This is a genomic window from Chitinophaga sp. W2I13 (assembly GCF_050434005.1).
Classification (GTDB): domain Bacteria; phylum Bacteroidota; class Bacteroidia; order Chitinophagales; family Chitinophagaceae; genus Chitinophaga.
In genome coordinates, this window is the sequence record NZ_JBNPWD010000001.1 from 4,455,942 (window position 1) to 4,480,568 (window position 24,627).

General features: G+C 48.3%; 20 protein-coding genes. 10 read left to right on the forward strand and 10 right to left on the reverse strand.

Annotated features, from left to right (window positions below):
- The first annotated feature begins 37 nt into the window (after nt 1-37).
- From QFZ48_RS18490 to QFZ48_RS18505, 4 genes are all read left to right on the forward strand, one after another.
- Nucleotides 38-382, forward strand: coding sequence for a hypothetical protein (locus QFZ48_RS18490; RefSeq protein WP_429050599.1), 345 nt, complete (start codon nt 38-40; stop codon nt 380-382).
- A 473-nt stretch (nt 383-855) separates the two neighbouring features.
- The gene (locus tag QFZ48_RS18495; protein WP_429063190.1) at nt 856-1,713 is read left to right on the forward strand and encodes a sugar phosphate isomerase/epimerase family protein; all 858 of its coding nucleotides are present in this window, start codon (nt 856-858) and stop codon (nt 1,711-1,713) included.
- Between the two features lie 28 nt (nt 1,714-1,741).
- The gene (locus QFZ48_RS18500) at nt 1,742-3,106 is read left to right on the forward strand and encodes a Gfo/Idh/MocA family protein (RefSeq protein ID WP_429050597.1); all 1,365 of its coding nucleotides are present in this window, start codon (nt 1,742-1,744) and stop codon (nt 3,104-3,106) included.
- Nucleotides 3,107-3,251: 145 nt separating this feature from the next.
- Nucleotides 3,252-4,688 (forward strand): arylsulfatase, encoded by a 1,437-nt coding sequence (locus QFZ48_RS18505; protein WP_429063191.1) that lies wholly within the window; start codon nt 3,252-3,254, stop codon nt 4,686-4,688.
- Nucleotides 4,689-4,900: 212 nt separating this feature from the next.
- Here QFZ48_RS18505 and QFZ48_RS18510 read toward each other — a convergent pair whose 3' ends face one another.
- A complete protein-coding gene (locus tag QFZ48_RS18510) occupies nt 4,901-5,524 on the reverse strand; it encodes an aldo/keto reductase (protein ID WP_429063192.1) in 624 nt (207 codons plus the stop codon).
- A complete protein-coding gene (locus tag QFZ48_RS18515) occupies nt 5,424-5,891 on the reverse strand; it encodes an aldo/keto reductase (protein WP_429063193.1) in 468 nt (155 codons plus the stop codon). The genes QFZ48_RS18510 and QFZ48_RS18515 overlap by 101 nt, the downstream gene beginning before the upstream one ends.
- A gap of 149 nt (nt 5,892-6,040) precedes the next feature.
- Between QFZ48_RS18515 and QFZ48_RS18520 the strand changes: the two genes are divergently transcribed.
- The 5 genes from QFZ48_RS18520 to QFZ48_RS18540 all read left to right on the forward strand — a co-directional run bounded on the left by QFZ48_RS18520 (nt 6,041) and on the right by QFZ48_RS18540 (nt 11,093).
- Nucleotides 6,041-6,946: a helix-turn-helix domain-containing protein gene (locus QFZ48_RS18520; RefSeq protein ID WP_429050594.1), complete on the forward strand. Its 906-nt coding sequence runs from the start codon at nt 6,041-6,043 to the stop codon at nt 6,944-6,946.
- Between the two features lie 57 nt (nt 6,947-7,003).
- The gene (locus QFZ48_RS18525; RefSeq protein ID WP_429050593.1) at nt 7,004-7,432 is read left to right on the forward strand and encodes an SRPBCC family protein; all 429 of its coding nucleotides are present in this window, start codon (nt 7,004-7,006) and stop codon (nt 7,430-7,432) included.
- A gap of 282 nt (nt 7,433-7,714) precedes the next feature.
- Entirely contained in the window at nt 7,715-8,761 is a 1,047-nt protein-coding gene (locus tag QFZ48_RS18530) for a type II asparaginase (protein ID WP_429050592.1), read from the forward strand.
- A gap of 17 nt (nt 8,762-8,778) precedes the next feature.
- Nucleotides 8,779-10,422, forward strand: coding sequence for an aspartate 4-decarboxylase (gene aspD / locus QFZ48_RS18535; RefSeq protein ID WP_429063194.1), 1,644 nt, complete (start codon nt 8,779-8,781; stop codon nt 10,420-10,422).
- Between the two features lie 104 nt (nt 10,423-10,526).
- On the forward strand, nt 10,527-11,093 hold the full coding sequence (locus QFZ48_RS18540; protein ID WP_429063195.1) for a YceI family protein: 567 nt from the start codon (nt 10,527-10,529) through the stop codon (nt 11,091-11,093).
- Nucleotides 11,094-11,143: 50 nt separating this feature from the next.
- On the opposite strand, the gene QFZ48_RS18545 is transcribed toward QFZ48_RS18540, so the two are convergent.
- Both QFZ48_RS18545 and QFZ48_RS18550 read right to left on the reverse strand, forming a co-directional pair.
- Entirely contained in the window at nt 11,144-11,575 is a 432-nt protein-coding gene (locus tag QFZ48_RS18545) for a GNAT family N-acetyltransferase (RefSeq protein WP_429050589.1), read from the reverse strand.
- A gap of 20 nt (nt 11,576-11,595) precedes the next feature.
- Nucleotides 11,596-12,033, reverse strand: a complete 438-nt coding sequence (locus QFZ48_RS18550; protein ID WP_429063196.1) for a carboxymuconolactone decarboxylase family protein — start codon at nt 12,031-12,033, stop codon at nt 11,596-11,598.
- Nucleotides 12,034-12,123: 90 nt separating this feature from the next.
- Between QFZ48_RS18550 and QFZ48_RS18555 the strand changes: the two genes are divergently transcribed.
- Nucleotides 12,124-13,611 (forward strand): PLP-dependent aminotransferase family protein, encoded by a 1,488-nt coding sequence (locus QFZ48_RS18555; protein WP_429063197.1) that lies wholly within the window; start codon nt 12,124-12,126, stop codon nt 13,609-13,611.
- A gap of 180 nt (nt 13,612-13,791) precedes the next feature.
- Here the strand turns inward: QFZ48_RS18555 and QFZ48_RS18560 are convergent, their stop codons facing one another.
- The 6 genes from QFZ48_RS18560 to QFZ48_RS18585 all read right to left on the reverse strand — a co-directional run bounded on the left by QFZ48_RS18560 (nt 13,792) and on the right by QFZ48_RS18585 (nt 24,410).
- On the reverse strand, nt 13,792-16,410 hold the full coding sequence (locus tag QFZ48_RS18560; RefSeq protein ID WP_429050587.1) for a putative LPS assembly protein LptD: 2,619 nt from the start codon (nt 16,408-16,410) through the stop codon (nt 13,792-13,794).
- 422 nt (nt 16,411-16,832) lie between these two features.
- Entirely contained in the window at nt 16,833-17,234 is a 402-nt protein-coding gene (locus QFZ48_RS18565; protein WP_429050586.1) for a hypothetical protein, read from the reverse strand.
- Between the two features lie 23 nt (nt 17,235-17,257).
- Complete coding sequence (locus QFZ48_RS18570; protein WP_370908157.1) at nt 17,258-18,655, reverse strand: DUF4302 domain-containing protein; 1,398 nt, start codon at nt 18,653-18,655, stop codon at nt 17,258-17,260.
- A 26-nt stretch (nt 18,656-18,681) separates the two neighbouring features.
- Nucleotides 18,682-19,569, reverse strand: a complete 888-nt coding sequence (locus tag QFZ48_RS18575; protein WP_429050585.1) for a substrate import-associated zinc metallohydrolase lipoprotein — start codon at nt 19,567-19,569, stop codon at nt 18,682-18,684.
- A 33-nt stretch (nt 19,570-19,602) separates the two neighbouring features.
- Complete coding sequence (locus QFZ48_RS18580; protein WP_429050584.1) at nt 19,603-21,030, reverse strand: RagB/SusD family nutrient uptake outer membrane protein; 1,428 nt, start codon at nt 21,028-21,030, stop codon at nt 19,603-19,605.
- A 17-nt stretch (nt 21,031-21,047) separates the two neighbouring features.
- Complete coding sequence (locus QFZ48_RS18585) at nt 21,048-24,410, reverse strand: SusC/RagA family TonB-linked outer membrane protein (RefSeq protein WP_429063198.1); 3,363 nt, start codon at nt 24,408-24,410, stop codon at nt 21,048-21,050.
- Nucleotides 24,411-24,627 lie beyond the last annotated feature (217 nt).

The window sequence follows — 24,627 nt, forward strand, 5'->3', positions numbered from 1 at the left end:
GAATTTATAGTTATATTAATATAGAAAATATAAAAAGATGAAAATTGCCGCCTCAAAAATACTTCCTTCCATTAACGAATTAGCGGAGACTTTAAAGCAAAAGTTTTCCGACAGGTATTCATATGAACTATTTGATTTCGGTAACAAGCAAAGTATTTTTGTGGAGAAGTCTGCTTTTGTATCGATCCAGGTAACAAGAGAAGAAAATGAAATTATGATAGAGAGAATTGCAAAACCATCTATTTTCACGGCGGTTTTCTTTTTAGTGGATCTTATTGTTACGGGTAGCGGCAATGTATTGTACCGGCTTTCGCCATTCCATTCAGAACAGCAAAAACTCGAACAGGAATTAAGTGCCTTTTTAAAAAAGGAATATAATTAGTCAGCACTTCTTTCTGCTTTTCCTTCCCATATAAATTCAAAAATTACCTTTTATTTCGTCAGGCTATCCCGATGAACGCAGAATACAGGCTATGATTTGTCAATCGCTGGGTACCTACCAGTGTTTTACCAATCATAGCCTGTGTTGTTTTTCGGCGGGTAAAAAGGGGAGATAGTGCATGGGGAGTGCATGCTTAGTGCATGAGGAGTGCATGGGGAGTGCATGCGAACAGTATTAGTACTGTATGGAAGATCCATGGTATACCCATGGATGAGGCAACTCAGAAGTATCGGTGAAGTAGTCACGGCACGACCGGGAAGCGTGTTTTTAGCTACGGTGTCCCCGGTTCACGGCCAGGTCCAGGCGAACCATATAGCCCTCCATTTTCCCGCCCCCGTCTTTTTGTTTTGTTTTTCCGGAATTAGATATTATCTTAAAGCTGTTCCTTTTTCCACATAAACTTACCAGACGTTATGAAAACTTGGTTGCTACTCCTTTTAGCCGTTGTCTTCTCCCCGTTTTTGCAATCGAATGCACAGTCGTTGCCTGCCATCGGCATCTGTTCTTCTTTTTCCAACGACAGTCTCGCTGCTGCCAACGGGTTTACTTTCATGGAAGAAACCGTGCGGAAGATCCTTTCACCTGCACTGAGCGAGGCCCAGTTCAGGGAACAGCTGCATGCCATCCGCAGCAGTAAATGCAAGATCCAGAGTTGTAACGTATTTATTCCCGGAACCATGAAACTAACCGGCAACGAAGTAGACGAAGCTAAAGTGCTGGGGTATGTGGACTCCGTGATGCAACGGGCAAAAATCGCCGGAATAAAGATCATTGTACTGGGCAGCGGGGAAGCCAGGAAAATACCGGAGGGCGCGGACCGGGCCAAATGTAAACAACAATTCATTCAACTGTGCCGTAAAATGGCAGTGGTGGCGGCAAAATATAACGTGACCATTGCTATGGAAAACCTCAATTCCACCGAGACTAATTTTGTGAATACCCTGTCAGAAGGCTATGAGATCGTTACCGCCATACAACATCCTAACTTCCGGCTTACGGCAGATATCTATCATATGCTTAAAGAGCATGAATCTCCTGCCAGCATCGAAAATGCCAAAGCAGTACTGGTACATTGCCATATCGCGGAAAGGGATAAACGTACACCTCCCGGTGTAGCCGGCGACGATTTCCGGCCCTATTTTGCCGCCCTGCATAAAATCGGATATACCGGTCATATTATGATGGAATGCCGCTGGGACGACCCTGCTACGCAGTACAAACCAGCCTTCGACTACCTCGAAGGACAACTGAAAGAAGCTTACGCCAAATAAACAACACACTATAAAAAAACGCCTTTATATGTCTGAATCAAAAAAAACAAGACGGGAATTCCTGCAACAGTCGTTACTGGCAGGAGCCGGCCTCACGATCAGTGCTATGGGAATGCCCGCCAGCAGCTACGCCCGCATCATGGGCGCCAACGACCGTGTAAATGTGGGACTGGTAGGATTCTCCGATCGCGCACGCCAGGCCCTGTTGCCATCTTTCTTTAATAACAACAAGGAACTGAACTTCGACCTGGTGGCTGTATCTGATATATGGAACCGCCGCAGGGACGAAGGAAAGGCTTTCCTGCAGCAGAAAACCGGGCATAATGTACAGGCCTGTATGAATAACGATGAGCTGTACAATATCAAAGGACTGGATGCGGTATTCATCGCCTCCGCCGATTTTCAGCATGCTTATCATACCATTGAAGCAGTAAAAAACAAGTGCGACGTATACAGTGAAAAACCTTTCGCGGAAACAATGGAAGATGCCCGCAGTGCTCTCAAAGCCGTGAAAGACTCGGGCCGCATTATGCAGGTGGGTACACAGCGCCGCAGTGGTCCAAGCTATCATGCAGCCGCCAACTTTATCCAGCAGGGAAAATTTGGTCCCATTACGATGGTGGAAATGACCTGGAACGTTAACCAGCCAGGCCGCTGGCGCCGCCCGGACCTGGTAAATTCCATTAAAGAATCAGATACCGACTGGAAACGCTTCCTGGCAGGTCGCCCGCAGGATAGCTGGGACCCGCGTAAATATCTCGAATACCGCCTCTTCTGGCCCTACTCTTCCGGTATCTTCGGACAGTGGATGACACACCAGATAGACACCGTGCATTGGTTCAGCGGATTGAAACATCCACGCAGCGCGGTCGCCAACGGCGGCATTTATATGTGGAAAGACGGTCGTAAAAATCCGGATACCCTCACCGCAGTTTTCGACTACGGTCCGGAGAATGATCCTACCAACGGTTTCCAGGTAATGTACAGCAGCCGTTTCCACAACTCCGCCGGCGGTACCAAAGAAATTTATTACTCCAATGGTGGCACTATTGATATGTCTACCAACAAAATAAGCGCTACCGGTGGTCTCACAGAAAGAGAAGCCCAGGAAATGGGGATGCACGCCAACCTGCTGACGCCTCAAACGCTCAGCAATGACGAAGCTGCCACCACCAGCGCCAACACCGGCGGCGACCCGCTCACCAACGCGCATGTACGCAACTGGATGACATCGGTACGTGAACGTAAGCAACCCAATGCGCCGATCGAAGCGGCCTACTCACATTCTATTGCACTCATCATGGGTAATGCGGCCTACCGCACCGGTATGAAAGCCACCTTTGATGAAGCCACCCAGGAAGTAATGGTGGGAGGTAAAGTATTTAAAATGTAAAACACGAGGCGGAGGGAAGACATTCCCTCCGCTTTAATAATCAGTTTGTCCCCATTAGTCTGCGCGTTACCCCATTGTTGAAAAAAGACGGGAATACTTTGTATTTTGGATCAGCGAAGTAATTGCAAGGTATAGCAACATGAACATGAAAATTTTTAACACATTGCTGCCCATTGCAGCAGGATTTACCCTGTTAACCGCACCCGTAGCGGCACAGCAAAAGAAAACACCCCCTCCCAATATTGTTTTTATTCTGGCCGACGACCTGGGTTATGGCGACCTGAGTGCATATGGTCAACGAAAATTCAATACGCCCCATATCGATCAGCTGGCAAAGCAGGGCATGCGGTTTACACAATTCTATGCCGGCACGTCGGTATGCGCACCCTCCCGTGCGTCGCTGGTTACCGGCCTGCATACAGGTCATACTTTTATCCGCGGCAATAAAGAAATACAACCCGAAGGACAACAGCCTATAGCCGACACTGTTATCACGCTAATGGAAGTACTGAAAAAAGCCGGGTATACTTCCGGCATCTTTGGTAAGTGGGGACTGGGCCCGGTAGGCTCGGAAGGTGATCCGATGAAGCAAGGGACAGACCGGTTTTATGGCTATAACTGCCAGCGCGAATCGCACCGCTTTTTCCCAACACACCTGTGGGACAACGATACCAAAGTGGTACTGGAACAAAACGGCCGGCTGGAGCACATGAACACTTATGCGCCGGATCTCATCCAGCAGCAGGCGCTCCGCTTCCTGGATGATAATAAAAACAAACCTTTCTTTTTATACCTCACCTACACCCTGCCACATGCAGAGCTGCAGGTGCCGGATGATAGCCTCTTCCGGCATTTTAAAGGCAAGTTTGAAGAGAAGCCCTATAAAGGCAACGACTACGGTCCTAACGCCACCGTGCCCGGTTACGCTTCACAGCAATATCCGCATGCTGCCTTTGCCACCATGGTTACGAGGCTGGATAATTATGTAGGAGAGGTGATGGCGCGCTTAAAAGAACTGGGCCTGGATAAAAATACCCTGGTAATTTTTACGAGCGACAACGGTCCGCATAAAGAAGGCGGCGCCGATCCGGCATTCTTCAACAGCAGCGGAGGTTTCCGCGGCGTTAAACGCGACCTGTACGAAGGCGGTATCCGTGAACCATTTATTGCACGCTGGCCCGGCAACATCAAAGCCGGCAGTACCAACAGCTTCCAGGGCGCTTTCTGGGACATCATGCCCACACTGGCGCAACTCACCAACGCACCCGCAGTACCCTATACAGATGGCGTGTCACTACTACCCACCCTCACCGGTAAAAAAGGACAGCAACCACATAACTATCTCTACTGGGAATTCCACGAAGACGGCGGCCGCCAGGCCGTGCGGCAGGGAAATTGGAAAGCCGTGCGCCTCCACGCCGCTCAACACCCCGATGGAGCATTGGAATTATACGACCTTTCCACCGACCCCGGAGAAACAAAGAACATAGCCGCCGCCCATCCCGATATTACGCGCAAACTGACCGCCTACATGCGCGAAGCACACGTGGAGACGGCGTTGTATCCTTTCCAGGAGAAGTAAGCGGATTTTGTCTTTCTCGCTGATTACGCTGATTTTGCTGATTACTCGAATTTTTACTTTTTGATTTTTTTGATTTTCTTAGGATATAAAAAAAGGGAGATAAAAGCGATACATCCGCTTTTATCTCCTTAATCCTTTACAAAATCCAAAAGTAAAAATCCGAGTAATCAGCAAAATCAGCGTAATCAGCGAGAAAGACAAAATTCGCGCTACTAGCTCCGATCCACCAGTTTGTTCATTGCTTCACTATACCTTTCCCCGGTGTTGGGATACTTCCGCAGTAAGTCTTCCAGGTTTTGCAGATCAGCAGGTGTTAAACTCACGTCTACAGCGCCGGCGTTATCGAGGAGGTATTTTCTTCTTTTGGTGCCCGGAATCGGGATGATATTTTCGCCCTGTGCTAATACCCATGCCAGTGCCAGTTGAGCAGGGGTACAGTTTTTACCGGCAGCCAGTTCCGCAAATCCGGCGGCCAGCAGGCGGTTGTTTTCCGCATGTTCGCCCTGGTAGCGGGGGAGAGATTTCCGGAAGTCGTTGTCAGCAAGATTGGATATATCGAGGTCGTTGGTAACAAGGCCCCGCGCAAGCGGACTGAATGGCACAAAGCTGATGCCCATCTCTTTACAGGCAGGCAGGATCTCTTTCTCCACATCCCTTGTTAACAAAGAGTATTCACTCTGTAATGCGCTGATGGGATGTACGGCATGCGCTTTACGCAGGCTGGTAACAGAAGCTTCAGAGAGGCCGAGGTAGCGTACCTTTCCTTCCTTCACCAGGTCTGCCATGGCGCCTACCATTTCTTCCACGCGGCACATTCGGATCGATGCGGTGGGCATAATATAAATCAATCACATCCGTTTGTAATCTTTTTAAGCTGGCTTCCACGGCTTTCTTCATGTACGCGGGTGAACCATCGAACTGCACGGCGCCGGGCGAAGCAGGCGAAGAAGTGAATCCAAATTTGGTGGCCAGGAATATTTTGCTGCGGTTAGGCTTCAATACTTTCGCAATCAGCTCTTCATTTTTACCGGCAGCATACACATCCGCGGTGTCCCAGAAATTGATCCCGATTTCCAGGGCTTTTTCCAGCGTGGCAATGGATTCCACGTCGTCCGGTGTGCCATAGGCATGGCTCATTCCCATGCAGCCCAGTCCAATGGCTGACAATTGTACGTCTGTTGTTCCGAGTGTTCTGTACTTCATATAATGTAATTTCGGGTTGCTGTAATACAATGAGGCAAAGATAGGCGGCGTAATACTTGTATAGTTGTAATTATGACAGTATTAATTGTGCAAATCAAAGATACCCCCTGTACGAAAGGTACCGAATATTCGTATTTTTAAGGCCCATTATGAACCACGATAAACAACATCAGTTAGTTACCGCATTCAGCGTTACCGATATCACCGACTGGTTTTGCGATGATATCCGGTTAACGCATACCGTTTCCCGTTACACAAAGCCCGATAAAATCCGTGCCAGCAACGATACCGATGTGGTACGCCTCCATTTTGGTATGAAAGGCGATTATGCTTTTTCGTATAAACAACTGGACCGTTCTTTTGACCTCATCGGCGGGCATCATAATATTATGTATTCAAATGGCTTTGAGATCGAAATAATGCCCAAAGCCACTGAGATAGAAACATTCGGGATCCAGTTCTCCAAAAAACAATTCCTGGAATTTACCGAAAACGGGAATGAACACCTGCAACGGTTTTGTGAAGCCGTGCTGAGTGGAAAAAGCGTATTGCTGTCTGAAAACTGGGGCCCTATTGACGCGGGTATTCAACAGGTAATCAGCCAGATACTGAACTGCCGTTTTACGGGTCAGCTGAAAAAATTATTCCTCCTGTCAAAGAGTATTGAATTGCTGGTACTATCGGCCGAAGCATATAATTACACCGCGAAGAAAGACATCTTTATAAAAAATAAAACAGATAAAGAAAAGATCATTGCTGTCAGAGACCTGATCAACGACCGGCTTAGTAACCCGCCTGGCCTCAGTGAAATAGCGCAACTCGTAGGACTGAACGAATATAAACTCAAACGCGGTTTTAAAGAAACATTTAATTCCACGGTGTTCGATTATCTCACCGGGCAACGCCTGGAGCTGGCTAACCAGTACCTGCAGGGAACACAGAAAACATCCGCTGAAATAGCCTATGAGCTGGGCTATTCCACGCCCCAGCATTTTAATAATGCTTTTAAAAAGAAGTTCGGGGTCACTCCCAATTCCGTTAGAATTAATCCGTAAAATGCAATCGGGCGGAACAGCCGTTGCTTAATATTGTACTATCAAAAACAATGTATTATGGACAAGCAGTTAAAACTTTCGGAAAGTACCAGTATCAACGCCCCCGTTTCAAAAGTATGGGCCGCCATCACTGATAAGACCCTGATCAAACAATATTTTTTTGGAACAGATGTTACCAGCGACTGGAAAGTGGGCAGTCCTGTGATCTGGTCCGGTGAATGGGAAGGACAACACTACGAAGAAAAAGGCGAAGTACTGGCGATGGAGCCGGACAAAAAACTATCTTTCACCTACCTGAGTTCCGGCAAAGAAGATAAACCGGAAAACTATTCCGTCATCGTTTATACCCTGAACAGCAACGGTAACGGCGCTACCGGCTTTACCATCACCCAGGAAAATTTTGAAAACCAGGAAGCCTGTGATCATTCGCGCGACAACTGGCGGCAGGTGCTGGCCGGCCTGAAGAAGGTCGCAGAGAGCGTGTGATGCGGATTTTGTCTTTCTCGCTGATTACGCTGATTATACTGATTACTCGGATTTTTACTTTTGGATTTTTAGATTTCTTTAAATAATAATTAAGGGAGATAGAAGCGGATATATCCACTTCTATCTCCCTTAATCCTTTATAAAGTCCAGAAAGTAAAAATCAAGCAAATCAGTATAATCAGCGTAATCAGTGTTCCAAGACAAAATCCGCATGAACAATCCGCGGACTTCCGTTGTTCTAATATCCTGACAACTCCGCCAAACAATCTAAAGGTATTACGTATGAAAATCTTAAGTACTTTAATCATTGTATTATTTGTTTGCATATCCTCCATTGCCCAGAAACCACGTGTGATCATCCTGGCTACCGGCGGCACTATTGCCGGGGAAGGCGCTTCGGCGGACAGGGCGGCTTACACGGCAGGTAAGGTGCCCATTGCATCTTTACTGAAAGCGGTGCCGGGCATTGAGAAAATTGCAGACATTACCGGTGAACAGGTAGCGAATGTAGGCAGCCAGGATATGACCATTGATATCTGGATGAAGCTGAATAAACGGATCAACGAAATATATGCGAACAACGAAGCCGATGGTATTGTGATCACGCACGGTACCGATACGCAGGAAGAAACGGCGTATTTTCTGAACCTCACCGAACGTTCGGATAAGCCGGTGGTGCTCACCGGCTCCATGCGCCCCTCTACCGCTATCAGCGCGGATGGCCCCAAAAATTTATTTGATGCCGTTACCGTGGCTGCCAGCCCCAAATCTGCCGGTCGGGGTGTACTGCTGGTATTTAATGAAAGCATTTTTGACGGCCGTGATGTATCAAAAGGAAATACGACCAAAGTAGATGCCTTCTATGCCCCCAACCTCGGGCCATTGGGCCAGGTGTACGATGGCAGGGTGGCCTATTACCAGAACGCCATGCGGAAAGCAAATAAAGCAACACCTTTTGATATTGCCGGCGTTACCTCACTACCCAAAGTAGGCATCGCCTATATGTATGCCGATGCGGATCCGGTAGCCATTAATAATTTTGTAAAAGACGGTTACAAGGGAATTGTTATTGCAGGTGTGGGCAACGGTAATTTCAACAAAGCCTTTTACAACGCTATCGACGAAGCCATAAAGAAAGGCGTGGTGGTAGTGCGTTCCAGTCATGTTGGCTCCGGACGCGTTACGCAATATGATGAAGTAGACGACAAAGCGCTGGGTACCATTGTGAGTGATGACCTCAACCCGCAGAAAGCCAGGATCCTCCTGATGCTCGGACTTACCAAAACAAGCAATAAGGATATGTTGCAGAGTTACTTTTTCACCTATTGACCCGAAAATATCATTTTATGGGACTGTCTTATATCAAAACTACCGTTGCAGAACAACGTGCCTTGCAGAAATTAAGCCCTTTTGAACTGAAGGACACGCTGATTTCACTGGCACAGAACACCGCACAAAAAAGTATTGAAGTAATGCTGAATGCAGGGCGTGGTAATCCCAACTGGACGGCCGCCACACCACGGGAAGCCTTCTTCCTGCTGGGGCAATTCGGTATTGCAGAATGCCGTCGTAATATGCCCGAAGAGCATGGATTTACCGGTGTGCCGGAGAAAAGCGGTATTGCCGATCGTTTCAAGAGTTTTCTGGCCCTGCATAAAAATGCGCCTGGCGCAGCGCTGCTGCAACAGGCCTATTTATACGGACAAAACGCACACCAGTTTAACGACGATGCCTTTGTATTTGAACTGGCGGAAAGCGTGATCGGCAATGAATACCCGGTGCCCGGCCGCATGCTGGCGCACATGGAACCAATTGTGCATGATTATATTGTTCAGGAGATGTGCGAGGGGGAAAAGCAGAAAGGCAAATTCGACCTGTTTGCCGTAGAAGGCGGCACCGCGGCGATGTGTTATATTTTCGATTCACTGATGCAGAATAAACTGCTGAAACAGGGATCAAAGATTGCATTGATGGTGCCTGTTTTTACGCCTTACCTGGAAATACCGGAACTGGACCGGTACCAGTTTGAAGTGGTGTATATAAACGCAAAGGGCGAAACCAAAGAAGGCCGGCATACCTGGCAGTACCCGGATGAAGAACTGGAAAAATTAAAGGATCCCGGCATCAAAGTATTGTTTTGCGTAAACCCCAGCAATCCGCCATCAAGGGCGCTGGCGCCTGATGCGCTGGATAAGCTGTCAAAGATTGTAAAGAAAGATAACCCCCATTTGATGATTGTAACGGATGATGTATATGGCACGTTTGTGAACGGGTTCCAGTCGTTGCTGGCAAAAATTCCCTACAACACCATTTGCGTATACTCCTTCTCCAAATATTTTGGTTGTACCGGCTGGCGTTTAGGCGTGATCGCTATTCATGAAGATAATATCTTTGATGAACAGATCGCCGCTTTACCGGCTACTGCAAAAAAAGATCTGGCAAAGCGGTATAGTACCACTACATTGCACCCGGAAAAAATGAAGTTCATTGACCGCATGGTGGCCGACAGCCGCCAGGTGGCGCTGAACCATACGGCAGGATTGTCGTTGCCGCAGCAAACGCAAATGACTTTATTCAGCCTGTTTGCGTTGCTCGACAAAGAAAACAATTATAAACAGGTAGCGCAAACGCTGGTGCATAAACGGCTGAAGCTATTGTGGGATAAGCTGGAACAACAGCAGCTGGAAGATCCGCTTAATACCGGTTATTATTCTGAAATAGATATTGCATCCTGGGCATCGAAAATTTATGGAGATGATTTCCTGAAATGGTTGCAGAAAAAAATGCAGCCCACCGACATTCTTTTCCGGCTGGCAGAAAAAACAGCGATCGTATTACTGAATGGCGGCGGTTTTGCGGGCCCCGAATGGTCGGTAAGGGTATCACTGGCCAATTTACCTACCGATGCTTATACATTGATAGGAGAGAGCCTCACTGAAATTATGCACGAATATGTGAGCGCATATAAAGAAGAAACCGGTAAAAAGTAGCTTTTTTTCATAATGATAGATGTACGGCAGGTGGCATTGCAAGGGCTGCCTGCTGTTTTTTTTATGATTTGGTAATAAGCGGGGAATTGGCCAACTTAGCAGGTATGAAAGCACCCAAAAACGCATGGCGTATACGGCTGTTATGCCTCCTGGCATTTTGCAGTGTATCTGCACACGCGCAGCATTATGTTCCCACAGACGCTGGTTCCAAAGTACAGTTTACCATTATCAATCACCTGGTTTTTACGTCTACGGTGAATGGCTATTTCAAAGGATTAAAAGGGAGTATCCGTTTTGATCCGCGTGATCTGAAGTCGTCATCAATAAACGCTACCGTGGATGTAAATACCATCAGCACTGGTATTGGTAAGCGCGACAGGGACCTGCTGGAGGAGAAATATTTTAATGCGGCAAAATACCCGGTGATGAAGATCGTTTCTTCCGCCATTGCAGCTACAGACAAGCCCTCTACGTACCAGCTCACTGCGGCGCTTACCATCAAGGGAATTACTCGGACCATCACCTTTCCGTTTACAGCAGTAGTATCTGCGGAAGCGGTGCAGCTGACCGGTAAGTTTACTATTAACCGGAAGGACTTCCAGGTGGGGCCGGATAATGCCATCGATGATAAGCTCACAGTAACGCTGAACGTACAGGCAAAAAAACAGTAACGGTGATACGCCGTGTGCCCGTACACGGGTATCATCGTTACCGGCAGCCATTACAACGGTTGCGAAAAATGGTGGGCGGAGATACGGAATCCCTGCCGGTGATACAGCCGGTGCGCAGGATACAGCCCGTGTCCGGAGTCCAGCTGTACAGAACGCAATCCTTCACTTTTCGCCAGCGCTTTTATATGATCCAGCAACAGGGCAGCATAACCCCGGCCCTGGTATTCAGGAAGGCAGGCCAGATCATCTATATAAATTGTTTTCCCGGTAAATAGCTTGTTCATATGACGGAAGCCTGCAAAGGCCGCCACTTTGGAAGGATCTTCTTCTGCCGTGATATACACAATTTCATATTTTTCAGATTGCATTTCTTTCAGCTGGGGTAACAGCTGTTCCCGTTCCAGAAAGGGACGGAGAAAAAGAATGACTTCACTGCAGGCCTGCAGGTCGGCTTCACTGCGGGCAGTTTTTACAGACACCATATCGCTTGGTTTAAATGGGCTTATTGAGGAATGCGCCGGGTGGTAATCCCGATACGGTCCCACGCGTTAATAATATTCACCGCCATGATCAGCTGGGCAGTACCATTCAGGCCAAATGCGGCCAGCGCTTTTTCATAGGTTTCATCAGTAAGACCTTGCTCACTGATGAGCGTAATTTCTTCCGTCATAGCCAGGATAATCCTTTCTTCTTCGGTGAATTGCGGTGATTCACGCCATACGGGGAGCAGCAGCAACCGCTGCATGGTTTCACCTAAATTAAGCGCATCCTTGCTATGTTTATTTACACAAAAGGCGCAGCCATTAATCTGAGAGGCACGTATTCTTATCAGCTCATGATGGAGCGGGGCAATGCCGGTAGTAGCGAGATATTTTTCCAGTCCGAGCATAGCGGCGTAGGCGCCTGGTTCCGTTTCGTTCATCAAAAATCTGGTTGTCATCGTCAATTGTTTTGTATTAAAAATGATCCACAAATTTACCATCAACTGGAGTATCTTAGTAGTCCACTTTGTAATTGTTAAGTAGTCCAGATGCTGCCATTTAAAACGCTCATACAAACAGATAAAACGCTGAAATTGCCGGTGTACCAGCAAATTGCCAACCGGCTCATCGGGCTTATCCAGGAAGGGATACTGAAACCCGGGCTGTTCCTGCCGGGCAGCCGGGTATTGGCGTTGCAGCTGGAGGTGCACCGGAAAACGGTGATTGCGGCTTATGATGAGCTGGTGAGCCAGGACTGGCTGGTGGCAATGCCGCGCAAGGGTGTGATGGTGGCGGCCAATTTGCCGGTGATGAAGCCCAGGACCTACCGGGACGCTGCCTCTCCCTATGAGGATGCAGCAGCCTTTCCATTTCACGAGGTTCCTACCATCACATTGGCAGGTGTGCCGCCGGCTGCCGGTACGCTGATCATCAACGATGGTTTTCCGGATGCGCGGTTGGCGCCGCTGGCCGACTGGGTAAAGGAATGCCGCTCGGTGATTGAAAGTCCCCGGTATGCCAAGCTGCTGATGTATGGTGGCGCTACCGGGCTGGAATCGCTGCGGAAGCAGATGCTGGAGTACCTTTCTGATACACGCGGATTAAACATCAGTATGCCGCACATCATGATTACCCGTGGTGCGCAAATGGCTATCTACCTGGCTGCCGCGTTGCTCATTAAAAAAGATGACCTGGTAATTGTTGGTAGTCCGAACTATTTTTTTGCAGACCTCTGTTTCGAACAGCTCGGCGCAAAGCTGCTGCGGGTGCCGGTAGATGAAGAAGGTATTGATGTGGATATGATTGAACAACTTTGCGGCAAGCGGAAAATAAAGATGCTGTACCTGGTTACGCATCATCACCATCCTACCACGGTTACGCTGAGCGCAGCGCGGCGAATGAAGCTGCTGGCTGTGATCCGGAAATACAAACTGCCTGTGATAGAAGACGATTACGACTATGATTTCCACTACAGCTCGGCGCCCATTTTACCGCTAGCCAGTGCAGATCATGGAGGTAACGTCATTTACATCGGGTCGTTTACCAAATCGCTGGGACTATCAATCCGAATCGGGTTTATGATTGCTCCTGCGGATTTCATTGAAGCCGCTGCCAACCTGCGTCGGCTGATGGACCTGCGCGGGGATAATCTTTCTGAGCAGGCATTAGCCAACCTGCTTGCGGATGGTACCATAGAGCGGCATCTTAAAAAATCAAATAAAATTTATAAAGAAAGACGGGACCTGCTTTGTCATTTACTGAGCACCAAACTCGGCGACGCAGTAAAGTTTACGGTTCCTTCCGGCGGAATGGCTATCTGGTTGCGCTTCTCCAAAAAATACCCGCTCAAAAAAATCGCTGCAAAGGCAGCGGAACTCGGCCTGCACATGACAAGCGGGGGGCAATACCACTATGGCGCTGCATCGCAGAATGCGCTACGCTTCGGCTTCGCTTCCCTCAACAATAAAGAAATTGCTGCGGTGGTGGGGGTGCTCGAAGAGGTGTGCGAATTTTGTCTTGGCTCAGGATTACGCTGATTATACTGATTAATTTGATTTTATCTTTTGGATTTTTTTTCTGATTTCTAGATTTATAATAAAGGGAGATATAAGCGAATATTTCCGCTTATATCTCCCTTAATCCTTTATAAAATCAAAAAAGTTAAAATCAAATTAATCAGTATAATCAGCGTAATCAGCGAGAAAGACAAAATTCGCTTACTGGTCGAAGAACTGCCTGGTGCGGTTAAGCCGGAGATCTTTCAGCAGGCTGGCTTTGGCGCTGATCGTAAAGCTGAACTGCCGGTAGGTACCGAAGGGAATGAGGTTGATGGAGAGATTGAAGTCGTGCAGATCCCGCGAGATATACATGTTGGTGTAGGCGATTTCCATGTTGGTAAAATCGAAGCCGCTGTTCAGGCCAATCTTCCATTTGGGCGTGAGACTGAAGTCGCCGTTAAAACTTACATATTGCGTGATACGTTTTACTACGCCGCCGGAGTCGGGGATGATGGTGTTGGTATACGATAGACTATAAGAAAGATCTATGCGCCAGGGGATATCGAAGTCCACGTATTCACCGGGATTGTTGCGTATTTGCGCCAGCTGGCGTTGTTGCGCGGCAAAGGCGGCGTCGCCACCCTGGACGTTTTGGAGGGAATCCATTGTTTGTTCTTTGGCGGCGCCCTTTTTATCTTTCGATTGGAAGGAGGTGCTCATGGAAATGCTGGCGTTGGTTAAACGACCCAGGCTGATTTTTCCCTGCTGCCACACGTATTTATCGATGCGGCGGCCGCGGGCATCTACCTGGTAGGGGTCGAGATTGCCGCTGGCGGAGATGTTCAGTTTATCGAACAGGTTGGTACGGGCGTATAAGCTGAAAGTCGACAACTTAAAGGAGTCGGCCACCAGGTTGTAGCTGCCGTTGATGCCAAAACCATCCAGTAGTTTTATTTTCTTTTCATGGTGCCCGGTGGTATCTTTTTTAGAGAATACTTTCATCTCCAGGTTATTATCCAGCCCGAAGTTAATACCTCCAAAAGCACCAGGGGAAGGTACCCCGATGATGGCTCCGTCGAAGTCGGATACCATTTGTTTATCGCCTTCCTTGTTGTATTGCAGCTCATGGTAATATTGACTGGAAAGGTCCGGGCGGTAGCTCACACTCATGGTGGGCCGCATCACATGGCGGATGGCTTTGATCTTCGAGTTTTTGTTAAAGGTGTACATACCGTACATGGCAGTAGACAGTGACATGCTGGCGCTGATGTCGCGGGCACTGTAAAATCCGGGAATGTAGGTGGTATCGATAGCGCCACCCGCGGTATCCGATCCAGGGTTCTTTTTATTGGGATCCCATTTGCGGACGAATTTCTTGGTATACCAGTATTCTGTATAGTTAATCCCTGGTGATAACGTAAAGGTTTTTTTAAACACCGGGATAGAGAATGAGATCGGGATACTGTGCTGCATGCCGGTTTGCATGGCGTCAAACATGGCTTGTTTACCAAACAGGGAATCCTTGAAGTTAGCCTGGTTGCGCAGGATAGTATTATAGGAGATCCCGATCTTTTCGTACCACTTTGGTGCGCCCACCATTTCCTTTGGCTGGAAAGGATAGATCGTGTTCACCGTGAAAGTGGCGTCCGGGAAGGAGATAGACACATCACGGGTGCTCAGGTTCTGCGAGTGGTTCAACCCCATGGTGAGGTTGTAGGGCTTCCCCTGCCAGGTTTTGGAGAACGTGATAGACGACCCGATGTTATTATTTACACGTGTGTTGTAATCATACACGTTGTACTTGTTATAGGAAGAGGTGCCAAAGTTCACGGCAGCGCCGAAGTTTACACCGGGACGTGCTTTGCTGTCCATGCTATGGTTCCAGGTGACCCGGAAATCTTTGGAGGTACTGAACTCTGATTTCACTTCCGGATCGCCGAAGCGGGTGTTGGCAAAGTCGAAGTTAAAGCCGCCGTTGTATTTATAGCGTTTCCGGTAAGTGGGACTGGCTTTGATGCCCCAGCTGCCGTACGAGTAGAGGTCTATGCGCGTGGTGAGGTCGAAGTTGTCGCCCAGGCCGAGATAGTACCCGCCGTTTTCCAGGCCAATTCCCTTTTGCTGGTTCACCACGTACTGCGGCGGCAGTATCCCGGAGCGCTGACCGTGGGTGATGGGGAAAATGGCGAAGGGTATATACAACGGTGTGGGTATGCCTTCAATTTCCAGGTTAGCCGGGCCGGAGATCACCAGCTTATCGGGGATCACTTTTATTTTGCGGGCGCGGAATTGGAAGTGTGGGGTATCGAGATCGCAGGTGGTAAAAGTATTTTTAAAACCGAAGATGGTATTGTCCGGCATCCGTTTGGATTGCTGGCTGGTGATAAATCCTTCTCCGTATACCGACCTGGTATTATAAATTTTTGCTTTCCGGGAGGTAATATTAAACTGCATGGTATCAGATTCGAAGCTCTGGCCGTTGTCTGTCATTACGGGGCGGCCAATGGCTTTGCCGGCGGTATCGGTCATTTTGGTGGCTTCCACCATCCCGTTTTCCTGGTCGAAGCTGATACGCTCCGCGGTGATGTTGGTTTCTTTATATTTGGTATCGCCGCTACCGTACAGGAGTATACGTTTTTTGGGTATCTGCATTACGATAGAGTCTTTCGCCTTGTAATGGATAGGGGCATCCATGCTATCGGGTGAGGCAATGGGCAAAGTATCGGCAGGGAGGCTGTCCAATGCATCCGGTGAAACAATGAGGGCCGTATGAGGTACGCCTGCGGCAATAAGAATAAGGGCAATCAGTAAAACCGAAAGTAGCTGGCAAAGTATTTTCATGTATGCAATTGGATGGCATCCGTGGAGCGAAAATAGTACCGGAATGGTTACGTTTGCTTCGTGTAACTGGTTACAAAAAGGATAGTGACGGGGAACATTTAAGCAAAAGGGAATGCAGATCAGCCGGGATGGCTGTGAGAGACATTTTGGAAGCTGTTGGTGGAAAGTGGAAGGGGTTGATACTTTAACATTTTATTTTGTAAAGGATTGCGCGGATTTTGTCTTTCTCACCTGATTACGCTGATTATACTGATTAGTTTGATTTTTACTTTTGGATTTTATTTGATTAAGATAAATAAGGGAGATAAAAGCGAATATCCGCTTCTATCTCCCTTAATCCTTTATAAAATCAAAAGTAAAAATCCGGGTAATCAGTATAATCAGCGTAATCAGTGAGAAAGACAAAATCCGCTGCGATCACGCTAATAAAATAATCCTCGTAATAAATTTTTCTTGTCGTCCAGTGGTGGCTTTGACGCCAGGAACGCAGACATTTGCTGGCTGCTCAGCACTGTGGCAAGTTTTGTTTTAAAGTCGTTGAACAGGGCGGGCTGCTGCTGCCTGTAAACGCTGAGGTCTTGTTTGTTTGCCAGCGCCAATGTTCTTTTGGCGTCGAGGTAGTTCAGGATTATTTTATTTACCTGTGGTTTTTGTGTATCGGTTACTGAAATGTTTTTCAGGTAGATCATGCTATAATCGGTATTGGCCCTTGTTTGATTATAGCCTTGTTTTACCTGGTTCACCGGCGACAGGTTACTCTGTTGGGCCTGCGCTAATTTGCCGCCCAGTAGAGTTATAACAGCTATGAAGAATATCTTTTTCATCTGATAAAATTTAAATAATAAAATTACTGGTGGTTCCATGTTATCCATCCCAGGGCATCGCCGGCAGTTACCATATCCATGGTAGTTCCATCTGCTTTACGAACAATGTAAAAACCTGCGGAGTTAGCGAAATAAGGGGGTGCTGTTTTCCCGGTATTAAAAACATTGTTGGTAGCGATAATGCTTGGCGGATTCACGATCGGATCGCCGCCGTCGAGCATTTCGAAAGTGAGGCGGCCGCCGCTCTGTAAATAGGGGTATGCCACTCCGCCTGCAAACAGGTAAGGATAACCGTTGGTGGCTCCTACGAAGAAGGGCGACAACACATCATAGAAATCGCCACCACCTGCGTCTACCAGGCCGGGGTAGTATACATACCGGTAATAGGTACGGCCGGGAAAGGTTAGTCCCCGGATATTGTAAGCATCATCCACTCCGCTGATATGGAAGCCCGGAACGGTGAGCCAGGGGTTATCGAGGCCTTCGTTGTAGAAAGCCAGTGCAACGCCTGGTTCCGGCGATATGGGCGCCAGTGCCGGCGAAATGGTAGCCGGCGTACCGTTGACGCTCGCGCTGATAGTACGCGTACCAGGGTTCCAGACGAGGTTGTCGAGGGATTTGACCGTGAGTCCGCCGATGGTAACGGGTTCCTGCAGTATGATGCTGTGCGGTGCAAACTGGCAGCCCACATTGGTAATGTTTTGACTGCCGGCTGTTTTAATATCAAATGATCTGCCGCCAACACCGGGAGTTATTTCGAAGACAACGCCACCGGCATTCACCCGCTTGAAATATTCGAGGATTTTATTGAAGGTGCTGTAAGAACCGAATCCATTGGTATTAAACAAGGTTTGCTCGGCTTGTGTGGCTTTTACCATCACCGCTTCCGCCTGGTTCAGGTTACCTTTCAAACGGATGGTGTCGCCCAGTTCCGCTGCGGCAACGTTATCTGCAAAAGCAAATTCAAAATCGGTTCCCCATCCGAACCCTGATCCAAAGGGACTGTTAGATATAGCGGCATCCGGATCGCAGGGCAGATGAACATAGCTGTAGGTATCAAAGATCAGCGTAGGACGCTGGTTAGCTTTGATGCGGTAGCCGGTATTGTTAAAAACGGTGGCAGCTCCCATGTTAAAATCCGACAACATCGATACCTGGCTGTTTTTGTCGAATTTCATATAGTAGGAGAATACCGCTTTAGGCCCGTTGCGGGTAACGCCGCCATTGGTGGAGGTACCGTTGGTGAATTGGGTAACCACCCATCCATAGGGAGCGTCTGTAAGTTTTTGCTGATAGGTGGCCAGGGCCTGTGCTATCCTTACATCTGTTGGTATCCCGTCAATATTAAGGTCAGATTTCCTGTCGCACGCAGAGAGCATCACTGCCAGGCCGAGGAAATAATATATCCATATCTTTTTCATAAATAATAATTCAGGGTGATCAACAATTATTGATAATAGGCGGCCAGTGCTCTGCGGCATTTGCGTTGCAGGGCGTAAAAGTCGATGGACCACGACCGGGCGAAATAATCCACTACCGCTGCTTCTTTTGCTTTGATGGCCTCATACCCGGGTGTTCCCGGACCATCTGTCTGATCGGCCAGTATTTTTTCATAGTCATCATACCCATCGTTGCCATTGTCGGCGCCTATCAGCAGGGAAGCGACCATTTCCACGAAGTCTTCGTTGGGGTCCGACTCTGCATAAGCGGTAATAAATCCGTCCATCCGCGCTTCCTGATCGGCGATATTATACCAGTTGCCGGTGTATCGTGGTGTGATCTGTTTAAATGAAGGAGGAACCACGATATTCTGATTCAGGATGTGTCCAAACTCGTGGTGCATGGTATGTCCCATCCGTTTCAGCGTATTGGAGTCTTTTGCCTGGGCCGTGAAGTTATTAAACTCGAACAGCACCATGGAAGTGCCGCCTTCCGCCTGGCCGAGAATGATGGAACCGTTGCTCAGGTATTGTGCGGACCCTGCCACTTTAAATGTTTTAGGCAGGTATCTTCTCAGGAAAACGTTGCTGCCGGTTTGTTCGTTGTAAGGTCTGAAAGTAACGGCCAGCAAAGCTTTTAATGCCGGGATCATTTTCTCTGCCTTGGGTGGTACAATTTCGTAAGGAAAGTCCAGCTGGCCGGGCAGCCATTTATAATAAACGGCGATGTTATAAGGTACCGTGAGGCTATCATGTATAAAAATATCTTCCGGTGTGTTGGCGGTAGAGTCGCCGCCAAGTCCAACCGGGGGAGTGGTGAGGCTCACCTTCTCTTTCTTACAGGCGCTTCCCATTAGTAGTAGCAGGAAGATGCCGGTGATTATCTGTAGTTTCATTGGTTTCATTTTAAAAGGTTTACAACAGATGAATTATCTCGGGTTCAATGCCATACCGTCGTTAACTGCTTCCGGCGGTAGTTGTAACAATCTTCGTTTATCGCCGGGCGCCAGTGTCGTGTTAAAATTAGGCGAGCCGGTATGTACTACCGGGATATCAAGCCGGAGGATATCGAACCAGCGTAGACCTTCCTGCATGTAAGTAACCCTTTTCATATAGAGTGTAGTTTCAATCATGGATGCGTCCTGAGGCAGGCCATAGAACGACATCATTTTTGCGATGGTGACGTTGTGCCGGGATGGACTGTAGCCAGAAATATTTTTGCTCACCCAGGTATTCATATCCGTAACAGCGGCGGTGTAATTCTTTAAGCGGATATTCGCTTCAATCCTGTTCAGCAGTACTTCATCCATGCTGAGGAGCGACATCACAGTAACATCCGACTTAAATTTCGGGAAGTTAAAATACTGCGGGCCGGAGCCATATATAGACATCGCCAGGTTGCCGCCGGTCACATTGTCCGACAGGAAATATTCCTGGTTAATTTCGGTGCCTATGCCATAGCGGTAGCTGTAGTAGTTATCAGGATATTTTGTGCCGGGCGCTTCCTGCAGTAAAATATTAGCAGGATTGGATGCGTGGTTGTAGTATACCACCATGTCATCGTACGACATGCCATAGAATGCATCCTGGTCACGGATCAGGTTAGCCGGGTTGACGCTGCCAAAAACAGCGGTGGCATGTGCAACCACTTTGGCATAATCCCTTTTGAATAGATAAAACCTTGCGGCGAAAGCATTTGCAGCCTGGCGGGTGAAATGGTATTTAGGCGCATTGGCATACAGCTCATCTTTCAGCAGGGGTAAACCAGTGGTGAGGTCACTTTCAATTTTCTGGTATACCGCCGCTACATTGCTCCTGTCGTATTTATTGAAAACGGAGGTGCTGATGGTGGTCATGTAGGGCACACCCGGATCGTTGGCGGCAGTAGCCGGGTTATATGCTTTGGCAAACAGGGTTACCAGCATAAAGTGTGCATAGGCCCTGCATACCAGGGCTTCTCCTTTTTGCGCGGAATAATTCGCTGAGTCCGGACCGTTGCAGTAAGACAATGCCTGGTTAGCCACCGCAATAGCGGCATAGCAGGAATCCCAGTAGGCAATGGGGCCATCGGCAGAAATATCATCTGCATCCTGGTATTTAAAAGTTTGCGTATTGATCTGGAAAGTTTGCGGATCAATACCTACGCCGGTGTTGCCTTTGTCTTCCACATTATCGCTCAGCGCTTCACAAAACAACATGTAACTCGCATGCGGATAGGCGGTCGTGAGCAGCTGGGTTACCTGCTCCGGTGAGGTGATCACCGTCCTGTTATCGGGCAGTGTTTCGAGGTACTTCTTACAGCCGGGTAATGTTAGTACGGCGGCAAATAAGCCTATATAGATCAGTAGTTTTTTCATAATGAATACTTTTTGGATTAGAGGCTTACTTTCAGTGAAACGGTTACCTGTTTGTTGACAGGCATTGCTACCCCGCCGGTATTATAAAATTCCGGGTCCTGCCCATGCAGGCGTTCGTCGGCGTAGATAAGCCATAAGTTGTTTCCTGTAGCCGTGAGTGATCCGCCTTTTAATCCTATGCGGCCCAGCAATGGCGCGGGGATCTGGTAACTGAGGGTCACTGATTTTAATCTTACAAATCCACCATCTGCTATGCGGTCGCTGGAAAAATTATAGTTGTTATACGGATAGGCTGTATTTGACAGCAGATCTGTTTGTGTATAGATGTCTGCCACCGAGGGGATATTTGTTTTCTTCTCATCTCCGGGTAAACTCCATCTTCCTTTAAATTCATTTGGCAGCGAGTTAAAATCGGTGTAATCGGTAGTGTATACCGGTGTAAGCCTGATCTTATTTCCTGCCTGGTAAGTAATGAGTGCGCTGAGGGAGAAATCCTTATACCGGAAGGTGTTGCTCCAGCCGCCGGTAATGGTCGGATCGGCGGGGCCTTCGTACTTCAGGTATTTCACATTATGGCTTTGCAGGTACACGCCGGACGATACCGTGCCGGTGTCGTTGATAAAGCGTGCCACGCCGGTGTATGGGTCCAGTCCTGCGTTTTGCAGGGAGAACAGTCCACGTACAGGGTAGCCTTCCAGTGCGCCGCCACCTTCACCCACCAGGTCGAAGATGACCGGGTTGTTTCTGGCATTGGTGATAAGGGTATTATTATAACTGAAGATGAACGTACTCGTAAGGCCTACATTTTTTTGCGCGATGATTTTGCCGGTAAGGGCTACATCCACGCCATGTGATTTCATATCGGCATAGTTGGCGAATTGATTTACCTGTCCGCCTACGCCGGAAGTTTTAATAAGACCGATCAGGTCAAAACTTTTTCTCCGGTAGTAGTCGAAGGTAAGTCCGAGTCTTTCATCAAAAAATCCCATATCCGCTCCGAGGTCCAGTTCATATTTTTTCTCCCAGGTAAGATCCGAGTTTTCGAGCGCCTGTATGAGGATAGCGGTTTGCTGATCTACGAGATATGGCCGGGCGGTAACAAACGACCGCAGGATAGCGGTGGTATTGGTAGCGGCGCCGGTGCTGGCGTTCAGGCCATAGCTGGCTTTGAGCATCAGGTGACTGACCGCGGAAGAGTTTTTAAGGAATGCTTCCTGGTCCACATTCCAGTTACCGGCAACGGTCCAGGTAGGCAGCCAGCGTGCACTGGGAGAGCTGCCAAGCCTGTTGGAACCATCTTCACGGACGGTGGCCTGCAGGGTGTATTTACTTTTATAGGTATAACTGGCATTGGCGTAAAAGGCGATGAACCGGTCGAAGTCGTTGCTCACACCATAGTAGGTTTGGTTTTTCTCTGTCATTTTTTTGATGAAGAGATAATCTACAAACGGTGTTCCGCCGCTGTTGTATTGATAACCCACGCCTACGTTGTTGGACGTCTGGCGGTCGGCATATTTTACTTCCTGGCCAACCAGTGCGGATACCTGGTGTTCATCGTCGTTGAACGACTGGTTATAGTTGAACTGGTTACGGAAGGTATAGTTTTTCAGTTCCACATCATTTCTCCGGTAAAATCCTCCGTAGGGCAGTACTACTACAGCCGGGTCGTTGGGGAAGTCGGGGTTTTTGTAGAGAAATGGATTCCGCTGATTGATGATGCTGTTGCCATTGGCGCGGTAGGAATTGGCTTCATTGGAGTTTTCATTTGATTTATGCTCCGCACTTGTCCGTGCATAACGGATGGCGCCGGTAAAATCATAATTAAAGTGGGGACTGAATTTATAATTCAGGTTACCCTGTAATCTGAAATCGATGACGTTAAGGTCTGTAAAATTATTCCTGGTTTCTTCAATGATGTTGAAGGGGGCAAAGTTTCGCGTAAAGTATTCGAGCTGACCGTTTTCATCGTACGCCCTGAGTGCCCTGCTGGTGCTGAGTGCGTAGGAGAAAGGATTGATATCGAAGTCCCTGGTATAGGTGCCCTGTACTTTGTCAGATACGCGGTCTTCTGTGCCTGGTGCGCGTTGCTGGCGTACGTTACCGTTGATCTGGAGGCCGTAGCTTAGCTTATTATTAGGTGTATAGTTGGCGCGCATATTCACCGTATATCGCTTCACATTATCTGCAATGGTCCATCCGGCGTCGTTATAGAAGCTGGTGGAAAGATACAGTTGTGATTTTTCGTTGCCGGTGGACAGGCTCAGTGAGTGTTCCTGGGTGAGGGAATTACGGAACAGGATATCGAACCAGTCGGTGTTTGCGTTGGCATATTGCATGAGCCATTGCTGCCGTGCTTCCGGGGTGTTCAGTACCGAAAATTTATCGCTGCCATCGGGATATTGGAGCAGGCGCCCCAGTTTTCCGTAGATGCCCGACGTACGTTCGTTGATCTGTTCTGAATACTGGAGCAGTTGTTTACGTTCCAGTTCAGCATATACCGACATCTGGTCGGCGGAGTTCATGATATCGTAGTTTTCGTAGGAGGGTTTCAGTTGTACGCCGAAGTTGCCGGTATACGCCACTGCCGCCCTGCCTGCCTTACCTTTTTTGGTGGTGATAACGATTACGCCGTTCATGGCGCGGGCGCCATAGAGCGCGGTAGCCGCCGCATCTTTCAGGATATCGAACGTTTCAATATCGTTAGCATTCAATCCGGCTACGGCAGACCCCAGGAGCGTATTGATATTACCGCTGGTGAGCTGTTCGTTGGAAACGTTTACGATATCTTCCAGTACCACGCCGTCCACCACCCACAGTGGCTTGTTTTCACCGGAGATAGAAGTAGCGCCGCGGATACGCACTTTAGGCGCAGAACCGAATGTACCGGAAACGTTTTGCACGCTTACCCCGGCAGCACGGCCCTCCAGCATACGGCTTACGTCCTGTACGCCGTCTATTTTCACATTATCCCCTTTGAGGGTAACGGCAGCGCCGGCAAATTTCTTACGGTCGATATTCTGGAAACCGGTTACTACTACGCCTCCCAGTTCTGTTACATCTTCTTCGAGGGAAATTACCAGGTTGTTGGTGGCTCTTACTTCGCGGGTTTTATAGCCCACGGCAGATATCACGAGCGTGGCGCCATCCGGTACTTCGAGGTCAAATGCACCTGCGGTGTTGGTAATAGCGCCTCTCGTAGTGCCTTTTACTTTTACCGAGGCGCCAGGTAATGGTTCTCCTTTGTTGTTGCGGATAATGCCGTGCACAGGTGCCGCAGCTTTGACGGTTTGCCGCAGTACGCCGGGAGGGAGTTTTTCCAGGGAATCCCTGGCGCTTGCCTGCAAAGAAAGCGCGAGCAGAAAAAGGGACAGTAGCTTCATAGTTAACAGCGATTTAATTGAATATAATCCGGGCAATGTAGGGTAGGGAAACGCACCCAGCTTTCTACATCTTTTGGTTGAATGCATATGAGGCAATAAGGGTTTAATATTACATTCTGGTTGATATCACTATCGCTTCCCGGCAGTATTGATGATGGCTCCGACTTGATAAATAAAGCAAAAACTTACCGGGTATCTTATCTTCTTCAGTACTTTA